We start from the raw sequence: 20,280 nt of genomic DNA, 5'->3' as shown, positions 1-20,280 counted from the left end.
TTCCCTTACTCACTGCTGTTCATAACCCGGTTTTACGTATAAACTAATCCTATTGTTGGTATTTAGTTAAGTATTTTCAGGCTATTATGAATCGGATCTGTATCGCGTTGATGGCACTTGTGCTGATTTGTGTGAGTACAAACTCACGCGCAGAATCAACCGTCGGCTACTTTGGATTTGAGCCTGATATCATCACCAATTACATCGGGCAATCCAATAAAAAGCTTGGTTATGTCCGGGTTACCGTTGATTTGATGCTCGATGATGTCAGCAATATCGCCGTCGTTGAACACCATACTCCCCTGCTTCGCGACGCCATTGTGCAAATCTTAAGTAAAGAGCCGGAAGAGACCATTAAGTCGCTGACGGGGCGTGAAGAAATACGCCAGCGTTGTGCAGAAAAACTCAAAACCTTATTGAAAGAAGAAACCGGACAAGAAATCATCCGGGAAGTTCTATTTACTAAGTATTTATATCATTAGTTCTGCAAGACCAGTGGCCTTGCATTAACTTTACTTGCTGCCGCGCACAGGTAGCAGCACAGCAACGCCCATACCTGCCAGTAAGCCAAATAAGTGCGCCCAGTTCGCCATATTGACAAATAATACGTCTGTGAACCCCAGCACCATCCAGATCAGCATAAAGCCCACAATTGGTGTACTAATCAAAGGTGGCGACTGTGGATGCTTTGCTGAGTGGATCCAGCAAAATCCGAGCAAAGCGTAGACCACGCCACTAAGGCCACCGAAGTTTGCATCGGCTAGCAAGTACTGCATCCAATTACTCAGCAATGCACCGGCGGCAAAGATTACCCAAACGACCCAGCTGCCCAGGCGATGCTCAATCATGTGACCCAGATACAACCACCACGACAGGTTAAATACCAGGTGCAGTAATCCAAAGTGTAAAAAAGCAGGCGTGATCCAACGCCAGGGGGTCTGTGGTTCAAACTGAAAAACGGCAAAGACGGTCTCAACCCCATAGACAAAAAAGCTTAAAAATATCCCCACAGAGATAATAAACACCGCTTTGAGCATCCAGCTCAGCGCTGTGAAGCGTTGCCACAAATTCAGCTTGGCACCTTGATAGACCAGTGGTGACTCTTTAGGTGACAGTTGCCAGGATGCCGCAAGATACTTTTCATGATAAGGATCGGCGATAAACTCCTGCCAGATCTCATTGGCCTGAGACCAGTGCTGCTCATCGACCCACAACGAAGCTGACTGTCCGTCCTCGCTGGTAACACGACATTCAATTTGACGGGTTTTCAGATAGTCTGCGACTCCCTGAACCGCGCGTGGGTTATCAAAGGAGCCTAGACATTTCATTTTGCTACGTTATCCGGAAGCTCTTGCGCCCACTGTGTAAAGCCGCCGTCCATGCTGTACACATCTTCAAAGCCCTGCTCTGCCAGGTAATTGGCTGCGCCTTGCGAGCTGACCCCGTGATAACACACCACAATGATCGGCTGCTCAAACTCTTTTTCCTGTAAGAAGTGTCCCAGGTTATCATTCGACAAATGCTCTGCACCTGGAATGTGTCCTTGCGCAAACGAATTCGCATCACGGATATCGGCGATAACCAGATCGGATTGCGCCAACATCTCTTTGGTTTGGGCCACTGAAATATGTTTAAAACTCATAGTACTCTCAATTAAATAAGCAGACACAAAAAACACCTCGTTAATGGCCACAGACCCGAGGTGTTCTGGATTAGGATCGTATGGACCTTAGTCCCAGTTTAAGATCACTTTACCTGATTGACCAGAGATCATGGTATCAAAGCCCTGCTGGAACTCATCAATGTGGAACTGATGGGTAATAATGGGCTCCAGATTCAGGCCTGACTGGATCAGACTCGCCATCTTGTACCAGGTTTCAAACATCTCGCGACCATAAATGCCTTTGATCACTAAGCCTTTAAAAATAACCTGATTCCAGTCTACAGCCATATCACTTGGCGGAATGCCCAGCATGGCAATTTTACCGCCATGATTCATGTTGTTCAGCATGCTGTTGAACGCTACCGGCACGCCCGACATTTCCAGGCCGATATCAAACCCTTCTGTCATACCCAGCTCTTTCATCACATCTTCAAGCTTTTCTTCAGCAACATTCACAGCGCGTGTCGCGCCCATTTTACGTGCCAGATCCAGGCGGTACTCGTTGACATCAGTGATCACGACATGACGTGCGCCCACATGCTTAGCCACTGCAGCAGCCATGATCCCAATCGGGCCAGCACCTGTGATCAAAACATCTTCACCAACCAAGTCAAAAGACAGCGCTGTGTGCACAGCATTACCAAATGGGTCAAAGATAGATGCCAGCTCGTCAGAAATGTTATCCGGGATCTTAAACGCGTTATACGCTGGGATAACCAGGTATTCTGCAAACGAGCCTTCACGATTTACGCCCACACCTATGGTGTTACGGCACAAATGTACCCGGCCGGCACGACAGTTACGGCAATGTCCACAGGTAATGTGGCCTTCACCAGATACGCGGTCACCAATTGCAAAGCCACGTACTTCCTGGCCCATGTCCACAACTTCACCTACATATTCGTGTCCAACAACCATAGGCGTTGGAATGGTATTCTGTGCCCACTCGTCCCATTTATAAATGTGAACGTCGGTACCACAAATGGCGGTTTTACGGATCTTGATCAGCAGATCGTTGTGCCCAACTTCCGGTTTGGGCGCATCCGTCATCCAAATCCCTTCTTCTGCTTTTAACTTGGATAGTGCTTTCATGTGTTTTCACTCGTCAGAAACACGCAAGCCGGTGGCTTGCGCTATAAATCGCTCACAGCCAGAGGTGGCTGTCGGGCAATGATTAAATCACGCCCAATTCTTTACCAATGCGGATAAAGGCATCAATCGCCTTGTCCAGCTGCTCTGTGGTGTGTGCCGCAGAGATCTGAGTACGGATCCGCGCCTGACCTTTCGGTACAACCGGGTAAGAGAAGCCAATAACATAAATGCCTTCGGCCAGTAAGCGATCCGCCATGTCCGAGGCCACTTTCGCATCGCCCAGCATGACCGGGATGATGGCATGATCTTTACCAGCACAGGTAAAGCCTGCGGCTTCCATTTTACTACGGAAGTGTGCGGCATTTTCCCACAGCTTGTTACGCAGCGCCTGGCCTTCTTTCATCATATCCAGCACTTTGATGGACGCCGTGACGATAGACGGTGCCAGTGAGTTTGAGAACAAGTAAGGACGAGAGCGTTGACGTAACCACTCAACAATTTCTTTTTTACCTGAAGTATAACCACCTGATGCACCACCCAGCGCTTTGCCTAGGGTGCCTGTGATGATGTCCACCCGATCCATCACGCCACAGTATTCTGGTGTACCACGGCCGTTTTCACCAACAAACCCGACAGCATGTGAGTCATCGACCATAACCAGGGCGTCGTACTTATCCGCCAGATCGCATAGCTCAGACAGGTTACAAATGACCCCGTCCATAGAGAATACGCCGTCGGTTGCGATCAGCTTGGTTTTTACACCGGCTTCATCCGCTGCGATCAGCTGCTTTTCCAGGTCTGCCATGTCATTGTTGGCATAACGGAAACGCTTTGCCTTACACAAGCGTACACCATCAATAATAGACGCATGGTTTAAAGAATCCGAGATAATCGCATCTTCCGGGCCTAAAATGGTTTCGAATAAACCTGCGTTGGCGTCAAAACACGAAGAATACAAAATGGTATCTTCTGTTTGCAGGAATTCGCTAATCTTGGCTTCCAGAGTTTTATGGATATCCTGAGTACCACAGATAAAGCGCACAGACGCCACACCAAAACCATGATCATCCAGGCCGTGTTGAGCAGCCGCAATCAGGTCAGGGTGATTAGCAAGACCTAAGTAATTGTTTGCACAAAAGTTGATAACACTTTCGCCGGTTGATACTGCGATTTCTGCTTGCTGCTGAGAGGTGATCACACGCTCTTTTTTGTATAAACCCTCTGCTTTTACTTCTTCAATCTGTTGCTGAAGCTGGCTGAAAAATGCCGCTGCTCTCATCGGGAGTCTCCATTAGTTGCACGGGGTGTGTGCACCTGGCACACACTGAAGCGCCGATATCGTTTATTTTCAATACCGGCTGTGTCATTAAATTCGTTGCTTATATTTTAAAAGGTTCGCACCTTAATTGCACGGATTGTGATTATCTTGTTCGCAGACGCTTTGTAAACGCTTATGAGATAAACGGAGGCACATCAAGTACCTGACGCAATGTTCCACACACATAATCGGCAGACGCGCGCACCAGCTCACTGAATGTCTGACCCGACTCAACTAAAATCTTAGTGCGCACACCTGCGGCCTGTGCGGCCTGCATATCCGAGCCTTTATCGCCAACCATCACGCTGCGTGCCGGGTCGATATCATGCTCTTCGATGGCCTGTAGCAGCATACCGGGATTTGGCTTGCGGCATTCACACTCCTGCAGGTACTGTGGCTGTGCTTTTTTCGGATGGTGAGGGCAAAAGTACACGCCTGCAATTGACACGCCATGGGCCAGAAACTGCTTGCACATCCAGTCCGTGAGCTGTGCAAACTGAGCTTCATCATAATATCCCCGGCCAATGCCTGACTGGTTGGTGACCACCACGAGCTTATAACCCTGAGCCTGAAATTGCTGACATGCCTCAAACACCCCATCAATAAACTCAAAGTCCTCGATTTTATGCACGTAGGCATGATCCCGATTGATCACCCCATCCCGGTCCAGAAATACGGCTTTGTGTGTCATAATTTTTCCTGCTTTACTACCTGATCGAACATCTGTGTCACCCGCTCCACTGAGATTTGGCTCATCAAATCACTGCCCTTTAATCGCGTGCCCCATTTAAGCTGTTGTGCACTTTTGCCTTTTTGTGCAATCAGGTTGTCATGGTAAACCTCGACCACATAATCCTGATACAGATACGGCCCGGTGCGCTTGGGATTGGAATGTGCATACAAACCAATGACCGGCGTGCCAACCGTCACCGCCATGTGAGCAGGCCCGGTATCCGGTGCCAGCACCAGTTGTGCCTGCGCCAGCACACACAGTAAGGTTTTAAGTTTGGTTTTACCCACCAGGTTGGTGATATCGCACTGTGCATGCGTCAGGATGGCGTCACTGAGCTTACGCTCGAGCTCGGTCGGTCCGCCTGTCAGCACCACGCTAAACCCCTGCGCCGCAGCATAATCTGCCAGCGCGGCATAACGCTCTGGCAGCCAATTACGCTCAGCTTTACTGGCAGCCGGGGAAATGACGAAAATGCGCGTCAGGCCTTGCAGCAGTTCACGGGCGTCCTGCTTATCTGCCTCGCTTACTGGCATATCCCATGTTGGTGCGCCACATTCAGCCCCGATGGCGCGGGCAAAATTCTGAAACCCTTCCAACACATGGGGCTCACTCTGTGGGGTGATCCGCTTGTTGATCACCAGTGAATGCAGCTCTTTAGAGCGACCCTTATCAAAACCAATTTTGACCTTTGCCGGGATGCAGCGTGCAGCCAGGTTGGCGCGAAACGCCACTTGCATATGCAAAAGGACGTCGAACTTGTGCCCTTTAAAACGCGCTTTAAGCTGTTTAAATGCTGCCTTACCTTGTTTCTTGTCAAAAATAACAAACTCAACCCCAGGCATGTCTGCCAGTAACATGGCTTCAACTTTGCCAATCACCCAGGTGATCTTTGCCTGTGGATGCGCGCGCTGGATGGCCTGAACAGCCGCAACGGCATGACACACATCACCGATGGCCGAAAGGCGGAGAATACAAATGGAAGAAATTGCCTGAGACACACATGTCGCCCGTAACTGAAAATAAGCACCCGATCTTAAATAAAACCCACTATTTTGCAACCTGTGAGATTTTCCCCGACAAGAAAAATCGTTACACTGGGCGTTTGTCGTTGCAGTGCCACCTCAGAGAAGTCATGTTAAAAATAGAACAACACCATAATCACTACTTGCTGCGTACCTGCCATACGCCGGAGTCTTTGTCTCTGGACTGGTTCGACGTGACATTCTGGCAACGGCAAAACGCCGTTGTGACCTCAAAGCAGGGGCGCGCTGCGGCCTGGTTTGTACGCTATGCTTCGCAACAGGTTGCGGTCCTCAAACACTACTGGCGCGGGGGTTTAATTGGTAAGGTGCTCAAAGATCAGTATCTGTTCACCGGCCTGAAAAACACCCGAGTGTATCTCGAGCTGGACTTGCTCACTCAACTTGCCAGCCTGGGCTTACCAGTTCCAACACCACTGGGCGCCAGAGTCACCGTGTCGGCAGGTATTTATCGTGCGGATATTCTGACAGACGCCATCTCAGGCGCACAAAGCTTGTGTGAAAGGCTACAATCGGCACCGCTGCCGCCACAGGATTGGCAGCAAGTCGCAAACACCCTGGCACGTTTTCATCACGCCGGTGCCTATCACGACGATTTAAACTGCAATAATATTTTGTTTGATGATGAGGGCAAAGTCTACCTGATTGATTTTGACAAAGGCGCGCTCAAAACGCCTGCACAAGCGTGGCAGCAGGCTAACATCGAACGGCTCGCCCGCTCGCTGAAAAAAGAGGCATCACGCGCCACACAGTTTTTCTGTACAGAGCAGGATTGGCAGGGTTTTATTGATACTTACCAGGATGCAATGACAAAAAAGCCGGCGTAAACCGGCTTTTGCATCGCCAGACAAGGCTACTCAGTCTCTCTGGCCTTGGCGATGATATTTGATGTGGAACACCCGTCGAGAAAGGCTAACACCTCAACCTGACCACCCATGGCAAGTACATGATCTGCACCTGCAATTTCTGACACCTGATAATCTCCGCCCTTGACGAGAATATGCGGGCTGATCTGCTCAATCAGCTTAGCCGGTGTATCACCCTCACTTTCTTTACCAAACGGGATCACCCAGTCGACAGACGCCAGCGCCGACAGCACCATAGCGCGTTCATTGAGCGGATTGATTGGCCGCTCAGGACCTTTCAGTCTTGAAATAGAGTCATCGTTGTTAAGCCCTACCACCAGCCGGTCGCCTCTGGCCTTGGCTTGTGCCAGATAACGCACATGCCCGGCGTGCAGAATATCGAAGCAGCCATTGGTAAACACTATGGTTTCGCCATTTTGTTTGGCAAACTCGATATGCTTGAGCACCTCTTCATAAGGCGTTTGATAATGCTCACCGGTTTGGCGCAGGTACTGCCCCAATTTACGGCTCAGCTCCTCCGGGGTCACGGTCGCTGCACCCAGTTTAGCAACGGCAATCCCCGCGGCTAAGTTGGCCAGCTCCACCGCTTCACTGGGCGAAAACCCGGCACCCAGCATGGTTGTCAGTGTTGCAATCACGGTATCACCCGCGCCCGTGACATCGCTGACCTCCTGCACCTGAGCGGCAAAATCATGCTTCTCATCTTGCGTGATCAATGACATTCCCTGCTCAGAGCGGGTCAATAGCATAGCGCCAATGCCTGCTTGCTTTATCAAAGCCCGGGCACTGTTCGTCAGTGTCTCCTCATTACTGGCATCTCCTCCGGCGAGGCGAAACTCATTGAGGTTTGGTGTAATGTAATCTGCGCCACGATAGCGACTCAGATCAGACGATTTTGGGTCGATCAGCACGGTTTTACCGGCCTCTTTGGCGACCTTAATCATCTCTTCAATGCAAGTTAACGCGCCTTTGTTGTAATCAGAAAAAAGCACAAAATCATAGTGATTAACCACTTGCTCCAGGCGGGTCAATAACAGCTGACTGTGGGAATGGACAAAGGGCTCTTCCAGGTCGAGTCGTACCACCTGCTGATGGCGACTGATCACGCGCATTTTGGCAATCGTCGGCAGCTCAGCCACGGTCACCAGTTGTGAGGCAATTTGCTCTTTTGCCAGAATCGATTCCAGCTGGCGGCCATTGTCATCTTCACCAATTAAGCCCAACAGCCCAACCTGACCATCCAAATGAGCGATATTTTTTGCCACATTAGCGGCCCCACCCGCTTTGTCTTCCAGGCTACTGACCTTGACTACCGGCACTGGTGCTTCAGGTGAAATGCGACCTGTATCACCATGCCAGTAACGGTCCAGCATCACATCGCCCACCACCAAAACCTTAGCCTGGTTTAAGTTTCTCAATGCATTCAGGTTCATACTGACTGCTCCGCAATCACCATATCAACCGCTTCACAGAGCCAGTGTCCGATAAACATGTGGGCTTCCTGAATACGCGCGGTTTCATCAAAGTCGATGATGATTGGCAGCCTGGCGATGTCTTTCACTGTGCCACCCGTACGGCCTGTCAGTGCCACCGTGTAGGCACCAATCTCATTCGCCGCCTGCAATGCCAGATTGATGTTCTCACTGGTCCCTGAAGTTGTCAGGCCAATTACCAGATCTTGAGGTTTACACAGCGCCTGTACCTGGCGCTCAAATACAGTATTAAAGTGATAATCGTTGCTGTGCGCTGTTAAAATTGACGTATCTGTAGTCAAAGCAATAGACGCCAGCGGACCACGCTCGAGCTTGTAACGCACCACGAACTCGGCAGCCAAATGCTGTGCATCGGCCGCACTGCCACCATTACCAAACCAAATCACCTTACCACCGGCATCTAAGGTTGCTTTGCAGGCAGCCAGTAGTTCCACAGACTGGGAGTGATAGTCGGCCATTTTTGCGAACAACGCCATATGTCGCTCTAAGCTGGCCTGATAGCTTTGTTTGATGTGATCATTGATTGACATAGTGATCCTTAATAAATAATGCGACTCTGTATTCGTTGCAAAGTCAAAACTAACCCGTGTTAAATTAAATAGTAACGCTGTGCGCCGCTACCAGTATACATTGACAGATAGCCAACTGTAGCTTTCACCAAAGACATCTTTGCCATAGGTCAGTGCTGTCTCTACCTGTTTGTCATAGAGGCGACGAGTGTTAGAAACTGATAGTTCGGAGGCCCGCTCATAGGCATCCCCTCTTTGCCCCTGCTCATTGAAATAATTACTGGCATTATCAATAACAGAGACTTTTACACGCCACAAAGAATCCATATTTTCTCGATAACTGACCTCCAATGTCTGCACATCAGAAGGTGCCGCATCGCCAAAGGTGCGTTGATTGGCCGCGGCATGTCCCACCACAAAGCCATCTATTGTGTTGCCAGCTTTTTCATAAATTTCATTGACATACCAGAGGCTATGGATATTTGTATACTCGTAGCGTAGGGTGATGTCCGGCGTCAATGACGGTAAAAATACCCCAAAGCCGGCGACGGTATTGCCAAACTGGTAATTTTTATGATTTTTAGTGTCTTCTCCACCGTATTCCAGATACCACTGTACTGGCGTAAGCCAGCGCGTTGTAAAGGTACTGGTAATGGTGGCCCATTGATCGCCTAGTTCATTGTCCATACTGCCAGTAACACCACGATTGTCATTCCCTGCTGGATCAAAGTAGGCTTTGACTACATCTTCAAAATCCACTTCTCTCGGTCCTCCGCCAAATTGCATCATACGGTTGATACCGATTTTCCAATTGTCCAGCGGCTCAAAACTGATATACGTACCTGCCAGCTTAGGTGTACCATCATGCAACTTTTCTTGGTATACGATGCCTTTCTCTACGTGTTCCAACTCAGAGTAGAACAGCTCAAAATCAAAGTTCCACCAATTGTCTAGTGGCAGATTTAACCCCAAAGATGCCGACAATGGTGGCTTGGCGTTGTTTGAATACACCATAGCACCATGTTTGAAAGGCGAAAACCAGTGTTCTTTGTAACCCAGAGTAAGTTGCAGGTTTTCTCCACCGAGAGCATAAAAAGTATTGTAGGGGACAACCTTGCCCGCTTCGACGCGATATTCTGCCCCGATTTGAACCAGGCTTGTATCACTGCCGCGCCAGATCCCATCGAATGAGAGCTCGGCATACTCACTGCTGTAGTTTCCTCTGTCATTTGCTAGCTGCTGCACGTCACCAGAATCAACCCGCAGCTTAATGCCACGACGAGTAATTGCATCTCTTTCAAGGTAAGGTGCCAATCGCGTTTTAATACTTTGATGTAAGGCAGGGTCTACAATCGCAAGCTCAGATAAGGTCTTATTGATTTCGGTGATACGATACGGCTTAGACATTGGCGTGATACCAGTCAGTGCAAACATCTGATCAATCTGATATTCCAGGATGTTATCTTTACCCAAAGGTAAGAATGCCGTTGGCATAGCAAAAGCCTGCGCTGCGCCTAGCAGACACAAAGAAGAAAGCGTGATAGTACGAAAGGACAACTTAAAACCTTTAAAATTGGAGATTTTGCCCGATCCTAGCAAATTCCCGTCCACTGAGCACCAAGGCAACTGTGATAATTTGTACGTGTTTATCGCTTTTTCAGGCCGACAAGTTAAAATAAGCGTTTTTTATACTGATGGCTGCCATGATTAGACATATATATTCCCTACTGCTGCTGGCATTGTGCCCTGTCATTGTGCTGTATCTGTACGTTATCAGAGGAAAAAAGAATGCACTTTATAAAGCACATTTCTCGGAACGCTTCGGCTCAGTGGCAAAAGGTTATAGTGAGCAAGCAGTCGTTATCCACTGTGCCTCTGTAGGAGAAGTCCTGGCAGCCACGCCGCTTATTAAAGTGCTTTTAAAAGAACACCCGAATGCCCCGTTTGTATTGACCTGTAACACCCCAACGGGCCGCGAACAACTGACTCAGCAATTCGGCAACAGTGCGCAAGATATCACCATCTGCTATTTACCAATAGATTTTGCCTTCGCGGCACGACGCTTTATCCAGCAAGTACGACCAAAAGTGTTATTAGTGCTGGAAACTGAATTGTGGCCAAATCTGTTTTATTATGCCAACCAGGTACACTGCCCGGTTGCAGTGATCAATGCCCGTTTGTCTGAAAAATCGTTTGCAGGCTATCAAAAAGTTGCCCCATTGAGTCGATTTATCATGCGTCAGATAGGCATGCTGGCCAGCCATAACCAGGACGATGCAGCGCGCTTTGTGAAACTAGGCCTGGCTCAGGACAAAGTCATGGTGACGGGCTCAATCAAGTTTGATATTGCCCTGGATGACAGCCAGCAGGACAAAATTAATACCATTAAAACGCAACTGGGCGCACGTCCTGTTTGGGTCGCCGGTTCAACCCATCCTCTGGAGCACGAGCAGGTGCTGGCAGCGCACCAGCAGCTGTTAGCCCAGCTGCCCGACGCGCTGTTGATCATTGCCCCCAGGCACCCCGAGCAATTCGATAAAGTGGCCGCATTGATAGACACTCAGGGGCTCAGCTACAGCCGCCGAAGTCAGGCATACACAGTATCCTCCCAGGTCTTACTGGCAGACACTTTAGGCGAGCTGAAACTGTTATTCGGGTGCGGACAAATCGCCTACATTGGCGGCAGCCTGATTGAGCGTGGTGGCCATAATCCACTTGAAGCCGCGGCCTGCTCGGTCGGCGTCCTGACCGGACCTCACACTTATAACTTTGCCCATATCTATCCTGAGCTGTTTGCAATGCAAGGTGCCATCGAGGTGGCTGACTCACGCGAGTTAGCCGATACTTTATTGGCATATTTAAGCTCAACAGAACGTGCAACAGAATTAGGCGCACAGGCACAGGCTTGCCTGGCTCGCAACCAGGGTGCCATTGCGCGCAGTGTTACTATGATCAACTCTCTTTTGGAAAAATAAATGCACCATATTGCCGTCAAAGCGATGCAAAACTGGGTCAGCTCAGTGATCGTCAAATATAACTTTTGTCCGTTTGCCCGCAAGGAAGTTGAACAAAACGCGATTCACTATCGAGTTTGTGAGTCGCAAACCCCCGAAGATGCCGTGATGGATATGCTGGATGAGTGCCAGGCATTGACGCAGACACCTGAGCGCGAAACCAGCCTGCTTATTTTCACTCAGGGCTTTGCCGATTTTGACGCGTTTTTAGATCTGGTGGACCTGGCAAATGCCTTGCTGGTTGCACAGGGCTATGAGGGGGTTTTCCAGCTGGCCAATTTCCACCCGGATTATGTGTTTGCAGATGCAGAAGAAGACGACCCAGCCAACTACACAAATCGTGCGCCCTACCCGGCTTTGCACGTGATCCGTGAAGCCAGCATGGCTGAAGCACTGGAAAGTTATGATGATCCAGAGTCAATACCGGATAACAATATCCGCCTGGCACGCAGAAAAGGGGCTGCGTTCTGGCAACAGTTACTGCACCAGTGTGTGCAAGAGAAGTAAAGGTCAGGGCGGCATATACCGCCCACACTTACTTTTTAACCCACTTGCCGTCCACTTTTACAAAGTGACCCGGTGCCGTTTTGGCAAAGGTTTTCTTGGCAGCCATAATCTCAACCTGGCTCAGGCTGATGCCGTTTTTCTTGGCCAGCTGCTGATACTTTTCTTTGCGCTTGCTGTTCACTTCCTCTACCAGCTTGTTCACTTCGCTGCTGCCCTTAATCACACCCAGATAGCCCGTTGCGGTTTCGCCAACCAAGCCCTGGGATTTTGCATCATCCAGAGAAATGGCCAATACCGAAAAGCTCATACAAGCTGCGGCAATCGTGGTGAGTAACTTAGATGCGTTCATGATCTGGCTCCTTAGAATAATTCACTGTCATCGCTGAACAGATCGTCCAGCTCTTTGTCGACCTTAACACGGATCTCATGGTCAACTTTGACGTTTAAGTTGATGGTGATTGGCTCTTTGGTTTCTACCTGTACTTTATGTGTACAGGCCGATACCAAAACAGCGAACACCAAAGTTAGCATCCATTTCATGCTGAGTTGCTCCTATTAGTTTAAAGCTTTTTCCACTTCCTGAGTAATTTCATCACTCAGTCGCAATGCCCTGAACAGGGTATAAATATTTTCACTGTGCGTATAATTAAAATTCACGGGCTGTTTTTGCTGCTTATTTTCACCGGCAATTTTCACAGCCAATTCCAGCTGCCCGTCTTGTGCCATGTTCACGTCGGCACTTAGTGTTTCAATACTCAACTCGTCCAGTACACCAAACACCGTTTGTAATTCCGGACGCTGAGACTTTAAGGCGTTGAATGACGCATTATCCTCTACCTTGAGCATACTATCCACCACATTGCTGAGGTAGCCATCGCGGATCTCGGCCTGCCCGTTGCGTATAAAGACTGGCAACCTGCCGGATACCCGTCCGTGTAGCTCAACCCCGGACTCCCTGCCAGCTTCAGAGATCAGCATCAGGTCCAGATCGCTGGCCGTCACTAAAATCTCTTGATCTTGCTTACTCAGTAAGATCTGCTCAGCCGCTAACTGGCCGCCAAATACATTGGCCCTGAACTGACGTAACACCGGTAAATTGCTGTCTGAGGTTATCTGGCCTTGTACGTCTGTCAGCACAGCACCCGAGCGCACCTCGGTGATACTCAGTGGCGCAGGCTCGATGACAAGTTCACCCGCATGCCACTTTCCCTTCATTGGCAAATCCAGCTCCGATACATAGTGGTGCTCATATAAAAACGCGGCGTCATCCACATTCATTTCAAAATCAAAAGTCTGGCGCGTCAGCTCGCCAGTAACCTGGGCATTGATCAGACCCTGCTCAATTTTAAGCTTTGGCACAAACTGGCTGGCCAATGACTGAACCGCCCCCAGACCATGATCAGCCAGTGTCAGAGTAAATGGCATTAATCCGGCTTCCAGGCGATGCGTCAGTTGTAATTCCAGGTTATCCAGGGTCAGTGTATGATTCAGCGCCAGTTGCTCACTTCCCGCAATACGGCCGCTACTTTGCATAGCCACATCTCTGAGTACCAGTTGAGGGTGAGCCAGCAACTCAATCACCGAGCTGCCCGCTAGCTTGCCAACCGGCCCCTCGCTCTGTAATTGACCACTGAACTCTAGCTGCTGATGTAAGTCTTTGCCTCTCACTTCCTGACGTTTAAATGATCCAACCCGAATATCGCCATGTACAGTGGCTGCCAGCAAGGCATTGATGTCACCATGGCCTGTGACGCTGAGGTTACGCCCCTGTACGCCGCTTATCAAATAACGCTCCACATTAGAATTGAGCTGCCATTGCAGCAATTTAAATGGGGCTTTTGTCGCTACTGTACTTTGCTGAGTTAGATCGAACGCGGCTTGGCCAGACAGAGTCGTCGAAAGCGCCTCCAGGCTGAGATTTTCTGCTGTCACAGAATCTGCCTGAGGTTGCATCTTAAAGGTCAAATTTAGCTGCTCTGTGACTGTGCCCTGCAACGTAAACTCGCTGCGTAAAGTTACGTCCTGCCAGTTAACGGCTAGCTCAGCCGGCGCCTGCGCCACCTCAAGGATGACTGTGCCCTTGCCATCCAACTGCGAGCCTTCAAGCAACACATCGACTTGTGCCTCCAGCAGGTTAAGCGCGTCGCTTTGATGTGAGAGCATCAGTTTGCTGCGCGCCTGCTGTCCAGCAAGAGAATATGCCAAGTCGCTGAGCGTGGCTAAGGTCGCCCCATTGCCAGCAGAGACACGCAATTCAGGCAAGCTTACCTTATCCGCATTCACCGTCACCGGCTCAGTAATATGGACTTGCCACTGTGCCGACCAAAGGCTGTTTTGCCAGGACTGTGGGAGCTTTGCAAGCAGCGATTCACACTCAGGTACACTCAGGTCGACAGGCAACTGGCTCAGATCCACCTTGCCACTTTGACTGCTCAGATCCCACTGTGCGGCGATCACACCATTGATCTGAGCTTCAGGCTGGCACTGAGGCAAGGCATAGTTCAATGTGCTCTGTAACTGGATATCTGCGTTGACCGTCAGGCCATCAAAACGGGTTTCAACAACCCCCGTCAAAGCAGCTACTTCCACAGGCAAGTTGGCCTGGCGCAACAACGTCTGTACAACCGGGCTGGATAAATCCAATGTGGTGCGCAACTCAGTATCGTACAAGTCAATGTCGGCTTTCACATCTCCGTTGATAATAAACGCAAAGTCATCGCGCTGGGTTACGCTCAGGTTCAGCGGCGCTGGCAACAAGGGGCTCGATACGGTGAGCGCCTCAACCTGGAGTGTCGGCATACCTTCTGGCAAATCAAGCTGTAAAGGCGCAGGCGTGTGCACCACCTTAGTGTCGCTAGCGGTCTGAACCGCACGATGGACCACACTCATATTGCCCACCTGCAAATGGTCGCCATCAAAGGTGGCATTAGTGAGCTCCACCGCAATGGCATCACTGCGCCAGCAAAGCCGCTCAATGGCTAGCCTGTCCCAGCTGTCAACAGACCAGTCTAAGCACTCCAGCAAGCCCTGCTCTTCAGTCAGTATCTGCTTGCCAATGGTGAGTGGCAGTGGCACGCGAAAATAATAAACAGTGATCCCTATCGTAAACAGGGCAAATAACAGAATAAGAAAAAAACGCCGCATCGCTATCTGGTACTTATTGAAAACTTGCATAAGTGTAAGGGATCTTAGTGGCGATGTAATGTCTGCCACAGTAAGAAGATGTTAAGTTTGCAAAAGTCCCTTACAAGTTGGTCAGCATCTTAGCCGCTAAATTCGCTTACAACTTCCCTTTGCGTTTGAGTTCTTCCAGCCGCTCTCGCTCTGCGAGGATCATTTTGATCATATTGACCCGAATATCGGCTTCCTGTTGTTTGTACTCAGAGAGCTGCTGCTCAAGCACCTCTATTTCGTCCACCTTAGAGTGATCACGATATTGTTTTAATCCTATGTGCTCAATGGGCCTTGAGTCCGATGATACTTGTGTTTCCTCATGTTGCTGTACTTGCAAATGGCGCTGCTGTACAGACTGCATCAGCTTGTTGATTTGCGCCTGCAGCTTACGGATCATCGCCTGGATGAGTTCCATGGCTTTCTCCAGATCCTCATAATCCTCTTCAAATACCGGATTATCTTCTTTGTACTGGCTCGCTTCTTCATCAAGCTCTTTTGACAGCAGTGGCGGTATGACCTCCGCTTCTTCGCTATCCTGAGTCTCTTGCTGGGCGTCCACATCTAAAGCCTCATCGCTGTTAGTGCGAACTGGTGCATGCGATGTCGGCTTGTGTACTAAAGCACTGCCTGGGTGTATTTGTATGTCCATACTCACTCCTTGATTGCCATTATTGGCCTTCGGCCCCTTGCGACCGAAAGTACCTCTAATTCAACCATTGTATCGGTATTTACATAAAAAACTTAAGGACAGAAAGTATAAAGGGCAAATAATACCAAACCATGAACAGGATGAATTTGAGGGCAATAAAAAAGGCCACTGAAGTGACCTTTTTCATCAAACTAAACAATTAGCCGATATTCTTTCTAGCGTTACGGAACATACGCATCCACGGGCTATCTTCTTTCCACTCGTCCGGGTGCCAAGAGTTAGCCACGGCACGGAATACACGCTCTGGGTGTGGCATCATCACGGTTGCACGGCCATCCGTTGAGGTAATACCTGTGATCCCTTCTGGTGAACCATTTGGGTTGTTCGGGTATTGCGTGGTTGGCTTACCAAAGTTATCAACGTATTGAACGGCTACGGTGCCAGACTCAAGCGCTGCTTTTACTGCTGCGTCGTTGGCAAACTCAGCATGGCCTTCACCGTGAGATACCGCGATTGGCATACGAGAGCCCGCCATGCCCTGGAAGAATACCGACGGGCTTTCTTGTACTTCAACCAGGCTGAAGCGTGCTTCAAAACGCTCTGACTTATTGGTTACAAAACGTGGCCAGTGCTCAGTGCCTGGGATAAGCTCTTTCAGTGTTGATAGCATCTGACAACCGTTACACACACCTAAGCTGAAGGTGTCCTGGCGCTCAAAGAAGGTTTGGAACTGGTCGCGTGCCATGTCATTGAATAGGATTGACTTAGCCCAACCCTCACCCGCACCTAGCACGTCACCATACGAGAAGCCACCACAGGCTACCAGGCCTTTGAACTGGTCTAGCGTCAAGCGACCTTCCAGAATGTCACTCATGTGTACGTCAACTGCTGCAAAGCCTGCACGGTTAAAGGCGGCTGCCATTTCAACGTGCGAGTTAACGCCTTGCTCACGCAAGATTGCCATCTTAGGCTTAGCACCGGTTGCAATGTAAGGTGCTGCTACGTCTTCGTTTAAATCGAAGCTCAGTTTTACGTTCAGACCTGGATCTTTTTCGTCAAATTTGGCATCAAATTCTTGCTTAGCACACTCAGGGTTATCACGCAGTGCTTGCATCTTATAAGTCGTTTCAGCCCAGATAGTACGTAGTTCAGTACGGGTATTGGCAAGTACGGCTTCACCACCACGGTTGAAGATCACTTTATCTTCTGTGTTTAAGCTACCGATAGTGTGGCTGATTGCCGCAAGGCCGTTGTCAGCTAACACAGCTTCAACTGCTGCAAGGTCGTCGTTACGAACCTGAATCACAGCACCCAGCTCTTCGTTGTAAAGCGCTTCGATGTCAGAGCCTGTCAGGCTATCCAGGTTTACTGTCACACCGGTGTGACCTGCGAAGGCCATTTCCGCGACCGTTGTGAATAAACCACCGTCTGAACGGTCGTGGTAAGCCAATAGCTTCTCGTCGGCTACCAGCGCCTGCATCGCGTTGTAGAAGCCTTTTAACAGCTCAGGGCTGTCAACGTCTGGCGTCTTGTCACCCAGTTGCTTGTAAACCTGTGCCAGGCTTGATGCACCCATGCGGTTTTGACCTGCACCTAAATCAACTAAGATCAGGCTTGAGTCACCTTTATCAGTGCGAAGCTGAGGTGTGACTGTTTTACGAATGTCTTCAACACGGCCAAATGCAGTGATGATCAAAGAAAGTGGTGCTGTTACCGCTTTGTCTTCACCGTTGTCTTGCCATGTTGTCTTCATCGACATGGAGTCTTTACCTACCGGAATAGTCAGGCCAAGTGCCGGACACAGCTCTTCACCTACGGCTTTAACCGCTTCGTAAAGGCCTGCGTCTTCACCCGGGTGACCCGCTGCGGCCATCCAGTTTGCAGATAGCTTAATGTTTTCAAGACCACCAATGTTTGCGCCAGCAATATTCGTTAATGCTTCTGCGACGGCTAAACGTGCCGATGCACCATAGTTTAGCAGTGCCGCAGGTGTACGCTCACCCATTGACATGGCTTCACCGTGGTAAGTATCAAACGCAGCTGCTGTTACTGCACAGTTTGCTACTGGTACCTGCCAGGGGCCAACCATTTGGTCACGCGCCACCAGGCCTGTTACCGTACGGTCACCAATGGTGATAAGGAAGGTTTTCTCAGCAATCGTCGGTAAGCGAAGTAAACGCTTAGCCGCTTCCTCAACGTCGATGCTGTCAGTGTTCAGGGCTTGGCCTTCAACTTTCTTTGACTCAACGTCACGGTGCATCTTAGGTGCTTTACCAAGTAGTACGTCAAGCGGAAGATCGACCGGGTTGTTATCAAAGTGGCTGTCCGCAACGGTTAGATGACGCTCTTCAGTTGCTTCACCGATAACAGCGTATTGTGCGCGCTCACGCTTACAGATTTCTTCAAAACGTGCGAAGTCTTCTGCCGCTACGGCAAGTACATAACGTTCTTGTGATTCGTTACACCAGATCTCATGTGGTGCCATGCCCGGCTCATCGTTCGGGATGTTACGCAGCTGGAATTTACCACCACGACCACCGTCGTCTACCAGCTCAGGGAATGCATTAGAAAGACCACCCGCGCCCACATCGTGGATAAACGCGATGGGGTTTTCGTCGCCAAGCTGCCAGCACTTGTCGATCACTTCCTGACAACGACGTTCCATCTCTGGGTTTTCACGCTGTACAGAAGCAAAATCTAAATCTTCGTTTGACTGACCAGAAGCCATGGATGACGCAGCACCACCACCCAGGCCGATGTTCATCGCCGGACCACCCAGTGCAATTAGCTTAGCGCCAACCGGGATTTCGCCTTTTTGCACATGCTCAGTACGAATGTTGCCCAGACCACCTGCCAGCATAATTGGCTTGTGGTAACCACGTACCTCTTCGCCATTGTGGCTGTTTACTTTTTCTTCGTAAGTACGGAAGTAACCTAACAGATTAGGACGACCAAATTCATTGTTAAACGCCGCGCCACCCAGAGGACCGTCAATCATGATGTCGAGTGCGTCAACGATACGGCCAGGCTTGCCGAAGTTGCTTTCCCACGGCTGCTCAAAGCCCGGAATGCGCAGGTTAGAGACGGTAAAACCAACCAGACCCGCTTTTGGCTTAGAACCACGACCTGTTGCGCCTTCGTCACGAATTTCACCACCAGAACCGGTTGATGCGCCTGAGAATGGCGCAATTGCCGTTGGGTGGTTGTGGGTTTCTACCTTCATCAAGATTTCAATATTCTCTTGATTGTAGCTGTACTCACCGTCTTTATTTGGGAAGAAACGACCCGCTTTAGAGCCCTTCATAACCGCTGCATTATCTTTATAAGCAGACAGTACGTTTTCTGGGTGCGTCTCGTAAGTATTTTTGATCATTTTGAACAGCGACTTTGGCTGCTCTACGCCGTCGATTGTCCAGTCGGCGTTAAAAATTTTGTGACGACAGTGCTCAGAGTTCGCCTGTGCGAACATAAATAGCTCGATGTCGTTCGGGTTACGACCTAGCTTGGTGAAGTTTTCAACCAGGTAGTCAATTTCGTCGTCCGCTAATGCGAAGCCTTGTTCTATGTTTGCCTTAACAAGCGCTTCACGGCCACCGCTAAGAATATCTACAGATGACATTGGGCGCGGCTCTTCTACGCGGAATAACTGACCCGCGTCTTCCAGTTTGCTGTGCACTGACTCGGTCATGCGGTCGTGCAATAGCTTAGCTACCTCAGCAGTCTGCTCTGCGCTCAGCGCGCCCTCAACGTAGTAGGCAATACCACGCTCTACGCGGTGTACTTTATCCAGACCACAGTTGTTGGCAATGTCCGTGGCTTTTGAAGCCCAAGGCGAAATTGTGCCAATTCGCGGCGTCACTAAGATCAGGGTTCCTTCAGGCGCATGTTCGGCAATGGTCGGGCCGTACTTTAAAAGCTTGCTCAGCTTGTCCAGTTCAGACTCAGAAAGTTCCGCTGTCAGATCGGCAAAATGCATGAACTCGGCATACACGCCAGTGACTGGCAATTGCGCATCGTTACAGCTTTTAAGGATTTTTTGAACTTTGAAATCAGAAAGTGCAGGTGCACCACGTAGGATCAACATAGGTATTTTCATCCGGGGTTAAGGATTGAACGATATTTTGGGCCGCCATTATAGTCGATTTGGCCTCCTTATTTAACTCAAATTTAGCAATTATCGAAAAAAAGCCCCTTCACAAAAGCACTGTTAATTGCGAGCATG

Annotated in this window: 18 protein-coding genes; 4 read left to right on the top strand and 14 right to left on the bottom strand. The window is 49.7% G+C overall.

Features of this window, described 5'->3' with window-relative positions; all coding sequences use genetic code 11:
- Nucleotides 1-86 precede the first annotated feature (86 nt).
- A complete protein-coding gene (locus C3B51_RS02845; protein WP_046003010.1) occupies nt 87-482 on the top strand; it encodes a flagellar basal body-associated protein FliL in 396 nt (131 codons plus the stop codon).
- A gap of 30 nt (nt 483-512) precedes the next feature.
- Here the strand turns inward: C3B51_RS02845 and glpG are convergent, their stop codons facing one another.
- The 6 genes from glpG to C3B51_RS02815 form a co-directional block, all read right to left on the bottom strand.
- Complete coding sequence (gene glpG, locus C3B51_RS02840; RefSeq protein WP_130244099.1) at nt 513-1,328, bottom strand: rhomboid family intramembrane serine protease GlpG; 816 nt, start codon at nt 1,326-1,328, stop codon at nt 513-515.
- The gene (glpE, locus tag C3B51_RS02835) at nt 1,325-1,642 is read right to left on the bottom strand and encodes a thiosulfate sulfurtransferase GlpE (protein WP_125778815.1); all 318 of its coding nucleotides are present in this window, start codon (nt 1,640-1,642) and stop codon (nt 1,325-1,327) included. Before glpE ends, glpG begins: the two co-directional genes overlap by 4 nt.
- 87 nt (nt 1,643-1,729) lie before the next feature.
- Nucleotides 1,730-2,755 carry an L-threonine 3-dehydrogenase gene (tdh, locus tag C3B51_RS02830; protein WP_125716608.1) on the bottom strand — a complete coding sequence of 342 codons (1,026 nt, stop codon included), beginning with the start codon at nt 2,753-2,755 and terminating at the stop codon, nt 1,730-1,732.
- 82 nt (nt 2,756-2,837) lie between these two features.
- On the bottom strand, nt 2,838-4,034 hold the full coding sequence (locus tag C3B51_RS02825) for a glycine C-acetyltransferase (protein ID WP_125716609.1): 1,197 nt from the start codon (nt 4,032-4,034) through the stop codon (nt 2,838-2,840).
- Between the two features lie 172 nt (nt 4,035-4,206).
- Nucleotides 4,207-4,764 carry a D-glycero-beta-D-manno-heptose 1,7-bisphosphate 7-phosphatase gene (gmhB, locus tag C3B51_RS02820; protein ID WP_130244098.1) on the bottom strand — a complete coding sequence of 186 codons (558 nt, stop codon included), beginning with the start codon at nt 4,762-4,764 and terminating at the stop codon, nt 4,207-4,209.
- Nucleotides 4,761-5,804, bottom strand: coding sequence for a glycosyltransferase family 9 protein (locus C3B51_RS02815; protein WP_130244097.1), 1,044 nt, complete (start codon nt 5,802-5,804; stop codon nt 4,761-4,763). The genes gmhB and C3B51_RS02815 overlap by 4 nt, the downstream gene beginning before the upstream one ends.
- Nucleotides 5,805-5,806: 2 nt before the next feature.
- Between C3B51_RS02815 and C3B51_RS02810 the strand changes: the two genes are divergently transcribed.
- A complete protein-coding gene (locus C3B51_RS02810; protein ID WP_240701842.1) occupies nt 5,807-6,673 on the top strand; it encodes a 3-deoxy-D-manno-octulosonic acid kinase in 867 nt (288 codons plus the stop codon).
- A gap of 26 nt (nt 6,674-6,699) precedes the next feature.
- Here the strand turns inward: C3B51_RS02810 and hldE are convergent, their stop codons facing one another.
- The 3 genes from hldE to C3B51_RS02795 form a co-directional block, all read right to left on the bottom strand.
- Complete coding sequence (gene hldE, locus C3B51_RS02805; protein WP_130244096.1) at nt 6,700-8,145, bottom strand: bifunctional D-glycero-beta-D-manno-heptose-7-phosphate kinase/D-glycero-beta-D-manno-heptose 1-phosphate adenylyltransferase HldE; 1,446 nt, start codon at nt 8,143-8,145, stop codon at nt 6,700-6,702.
- Entirely contained in the window at nt 8,142-8,735 is a 594-nt protein-coding gene (locus C3B51_RS02800; protein ID WP_125716613.1) for a D-sedoheptulose-7-phosphate isomerase, read from the bottom strand. Before C3B51_RS02800 ends, hldE begins: the two co-directional genes overlap by 4 nt.
- Nucleotides 8,736-8,822: 87 nt before the next feature.
- Entirely contained in the window at nt 8,823-10,271 is a 1,449-nt protein-coding gene (locus tag C3B51_RS02795; protein ID WP_240701841.1) for a capsule assembly Wzi family protein, read from the bottom strand.
- A gap of 146 nt (nt 10,272-10,417) precedes the next feature.
- On the opposite strand from C3B51_RS02795, the gene waaA reads away from it, so the two are divergent.
- Complete coding sequence (gene waaA, locus C3B51_RS02790) at nt 10,418-11,689, top strand: lipid IV(A) 3-deoxy-D-manno-octulosonic acid transferase (protein ID WP_130244095.1); 1,272 nt, start codon at nt 10,418-10,420, stop codon at nt 11,687-11,689.
- Nucleotides 11,690-12,235 carry a DUF1415 domain-containing protein gene (locus tag C3B51_RS02785; protein WP_130244094.1) on the top strand — a complete coding sequence of 182 codons (546 nt, stop codon included), beginning with the start codon at nt 11,690-11,692 and terminating at the stop codon, nt 12,233-12,235. It abuts the gene before it with no gap.
- Between the two features lie 28 nt (nt 12,236-12,263).
- Here the strand turns inward: C3B51_RS02785 and C3B51_RS02780 are convergent, their stop codons facing one another.
- From C3B51_RS02780 to purL, 5 genes are all read right to left on the bottom strand, one after another.
- On the bottom strand, nt 12,264-12,584 hold the full coding sequence (locus C3B51_RS02780; RefSeq protein ID WP_125716616.1) for a YdbL family protein: 321 nt from the start codon (nt 12,582-12,584) through the stop codon (nt 12,264-12,266).
- An 11-nt stretch (nt 12,585-12,595) separates the two neighbouring features.
- The gene (locus C3B51_RS02775; protein WP_046003022.1) at nt 12,596-12,775 is read right to left on the bottom strand and encodes a YnbE family lipoprotein; all 180 of its coding nucleotides are present in this window, start codon (nt 12,773-12,775) and stop codon (nt 12,596-12,598) included.
- A 15-nt stretch (nt 12,776-12,790) separates the two neighbouring features.
- The gene (locus C3B51_RS02770; RefSeq protein WP_130244093.1) at nt 12,791-15,409 is read right to left on the bottom strand and encodes an intermembrane phospholipid transport protein YdbH family protein; all 2,619 of its coding nucleotides are present in this window, start codon (nt 15,407-15,409) and stop codon (nt 12,791-12,793) included.
- Between the two features lie 106 nt (nt 15,410-15,515).
- On the bottom strand, nt 15,516-16,058 hold the full coding sequence (locus C3B51_RS02765) for a hypothetical protein (protein ID WP_130244092.1): 543 nt from the start codon (nt 16,056-16,058) through the stop codon (nt 15,516-15,518).
- Nucleotides 16,059-16,257: 199 nt separating this feature from the next.
- Complete coding sequence (purL, locus tag C3B51_RS02760) at nt 16,258-20,142, bottom strand: phosphoribosylformylglycinamidine synthase (protein WP_130244091.1); 3,885 nt, start codon at nt 20,140-20,142, stop codon at nt 16,258-16,260.
- Nucleotides 20,143-20,280 lie beyond the last annotated feature (138 nt).

The sequence above is a fragment of the Pseudoalteromonas rubra genome (assembly GCF_004212645.1).
In the GTDB taxonomy this organism is placed as follows: Bacteria; Pseudomonadota; Gammaproteobacteria; order Enterobacterales; family Alteromonadaceae; genus Pseudoalteromonas; species Pseudoalteromonas rubra_G.
Note: the sequence above shows the minus strand (reverse complement) of the source record. Positions and strands in the feature narration are given on the sequence as shown.

Coding starts and splice junctions, on each gene's coding strand:
- C3B51_RS02845 (WP_046003010.1), top strand. CDS start 87: ATGAATCGGATCTGTATCGCGTTGATGGCACTTGTGCTGATTTGTGTG.
- glpG (WP_130244099.1), bottom strand. CDS start 1,328: ATGAAATGTCTAGGCTCCTTTGATAACCCACGCGCGGTTCAGGGAGTC.
- glpE (WP_125778815.1), bottom strand. CDS start 1,642: ATGAGTTTTAAACATATTTCAGTGGCCCAAACCAAAGAGATGTTGGCG.
- tdh (WP_125716608.1), bottom strand. CDS start 2,755: ATGAAAGCACTATCCAAGTTAAAAGCAGAAGAAGGGATTTGGATGACG.
- C3B51_RS02825 (WP_125716609.1), bottom strand. CDS start 4,034: ATGAGAGCAGCGGCATTTTTCAGCCAGCTTCAGCAACAGATTGAAGAA.
- gmhB (WP_130244098.1), bottom strand. CDS start 4,764: ATGACACACAAAGCCGTATTTCTGGACCGGGATGGGGTGATCAATCGG.
- C3B51_RS02810 (WP_240701842.1), top strand. CDS start 5,807: ATGTCGCCCGTAACTGAAAATAAGCACCCGATCTTAAATAAAACCCAC.
- hldE (WP_130244096.1), bottom strand. CDS start 8,145: ATGAACCTGAATGCATTGAGAAACTTAAACCAGGCTAAGGTTTTGGTG.
- C3B51_RS02800 (WP_125716613.1), bottom strand. CDS start 8,735: ATGTCAATCAATGATCACATCAAACAAAGCTATCAGGCCAGCTTAGAG.
- waaA (WP_130244095.1), top strand. CDS start 10,418: ATGATTAGACATATATATTCCCTACTGCTGCTGGCATTGTGCCCTGTC.
- C3B51_RS02785 (WP_130244094.1), top strand. CDS start 11,690: ATGCACCATATTGCCGTCAAAGCGATGCAAAACTGGGTCAGCTCAGTG.
- C3B51_RS02780 (WP_125716616.1), bottom strand. CDS start 12,584: ATGAACGCATCTAAGTTACTCACCACGATTGCCGCAGCTTGTATGAGC.
- C3B51_RS02775 (WP_046003022.1), bottom strand. CDS start 12,775: ATGAAATGGATGCTAACTTTGGTGTTCGCTGTTTTGGTATCGGCCTGT.
- C3B51_RS02770 (WP_130244093.1), bottom strand. CDS start 15,409: ATGCAAGTTTTCAATAAGTACCAGATAGCGATGCGGCGTTTTTTTCTT.
- C3B51_RS02765 (WP_130244092.1), bottom strand. CDS start 16,058: ATGGACATACAAATACACCCAGGCAGTGCTTTAGTACACAAGCCGACA.
- purL (WP_130244091.1), bottom strand. CDS start 20,142: ATGTTGATCCTACGTGGTGCACCTGCACTTTCTGATTTCAAAGTTCAA.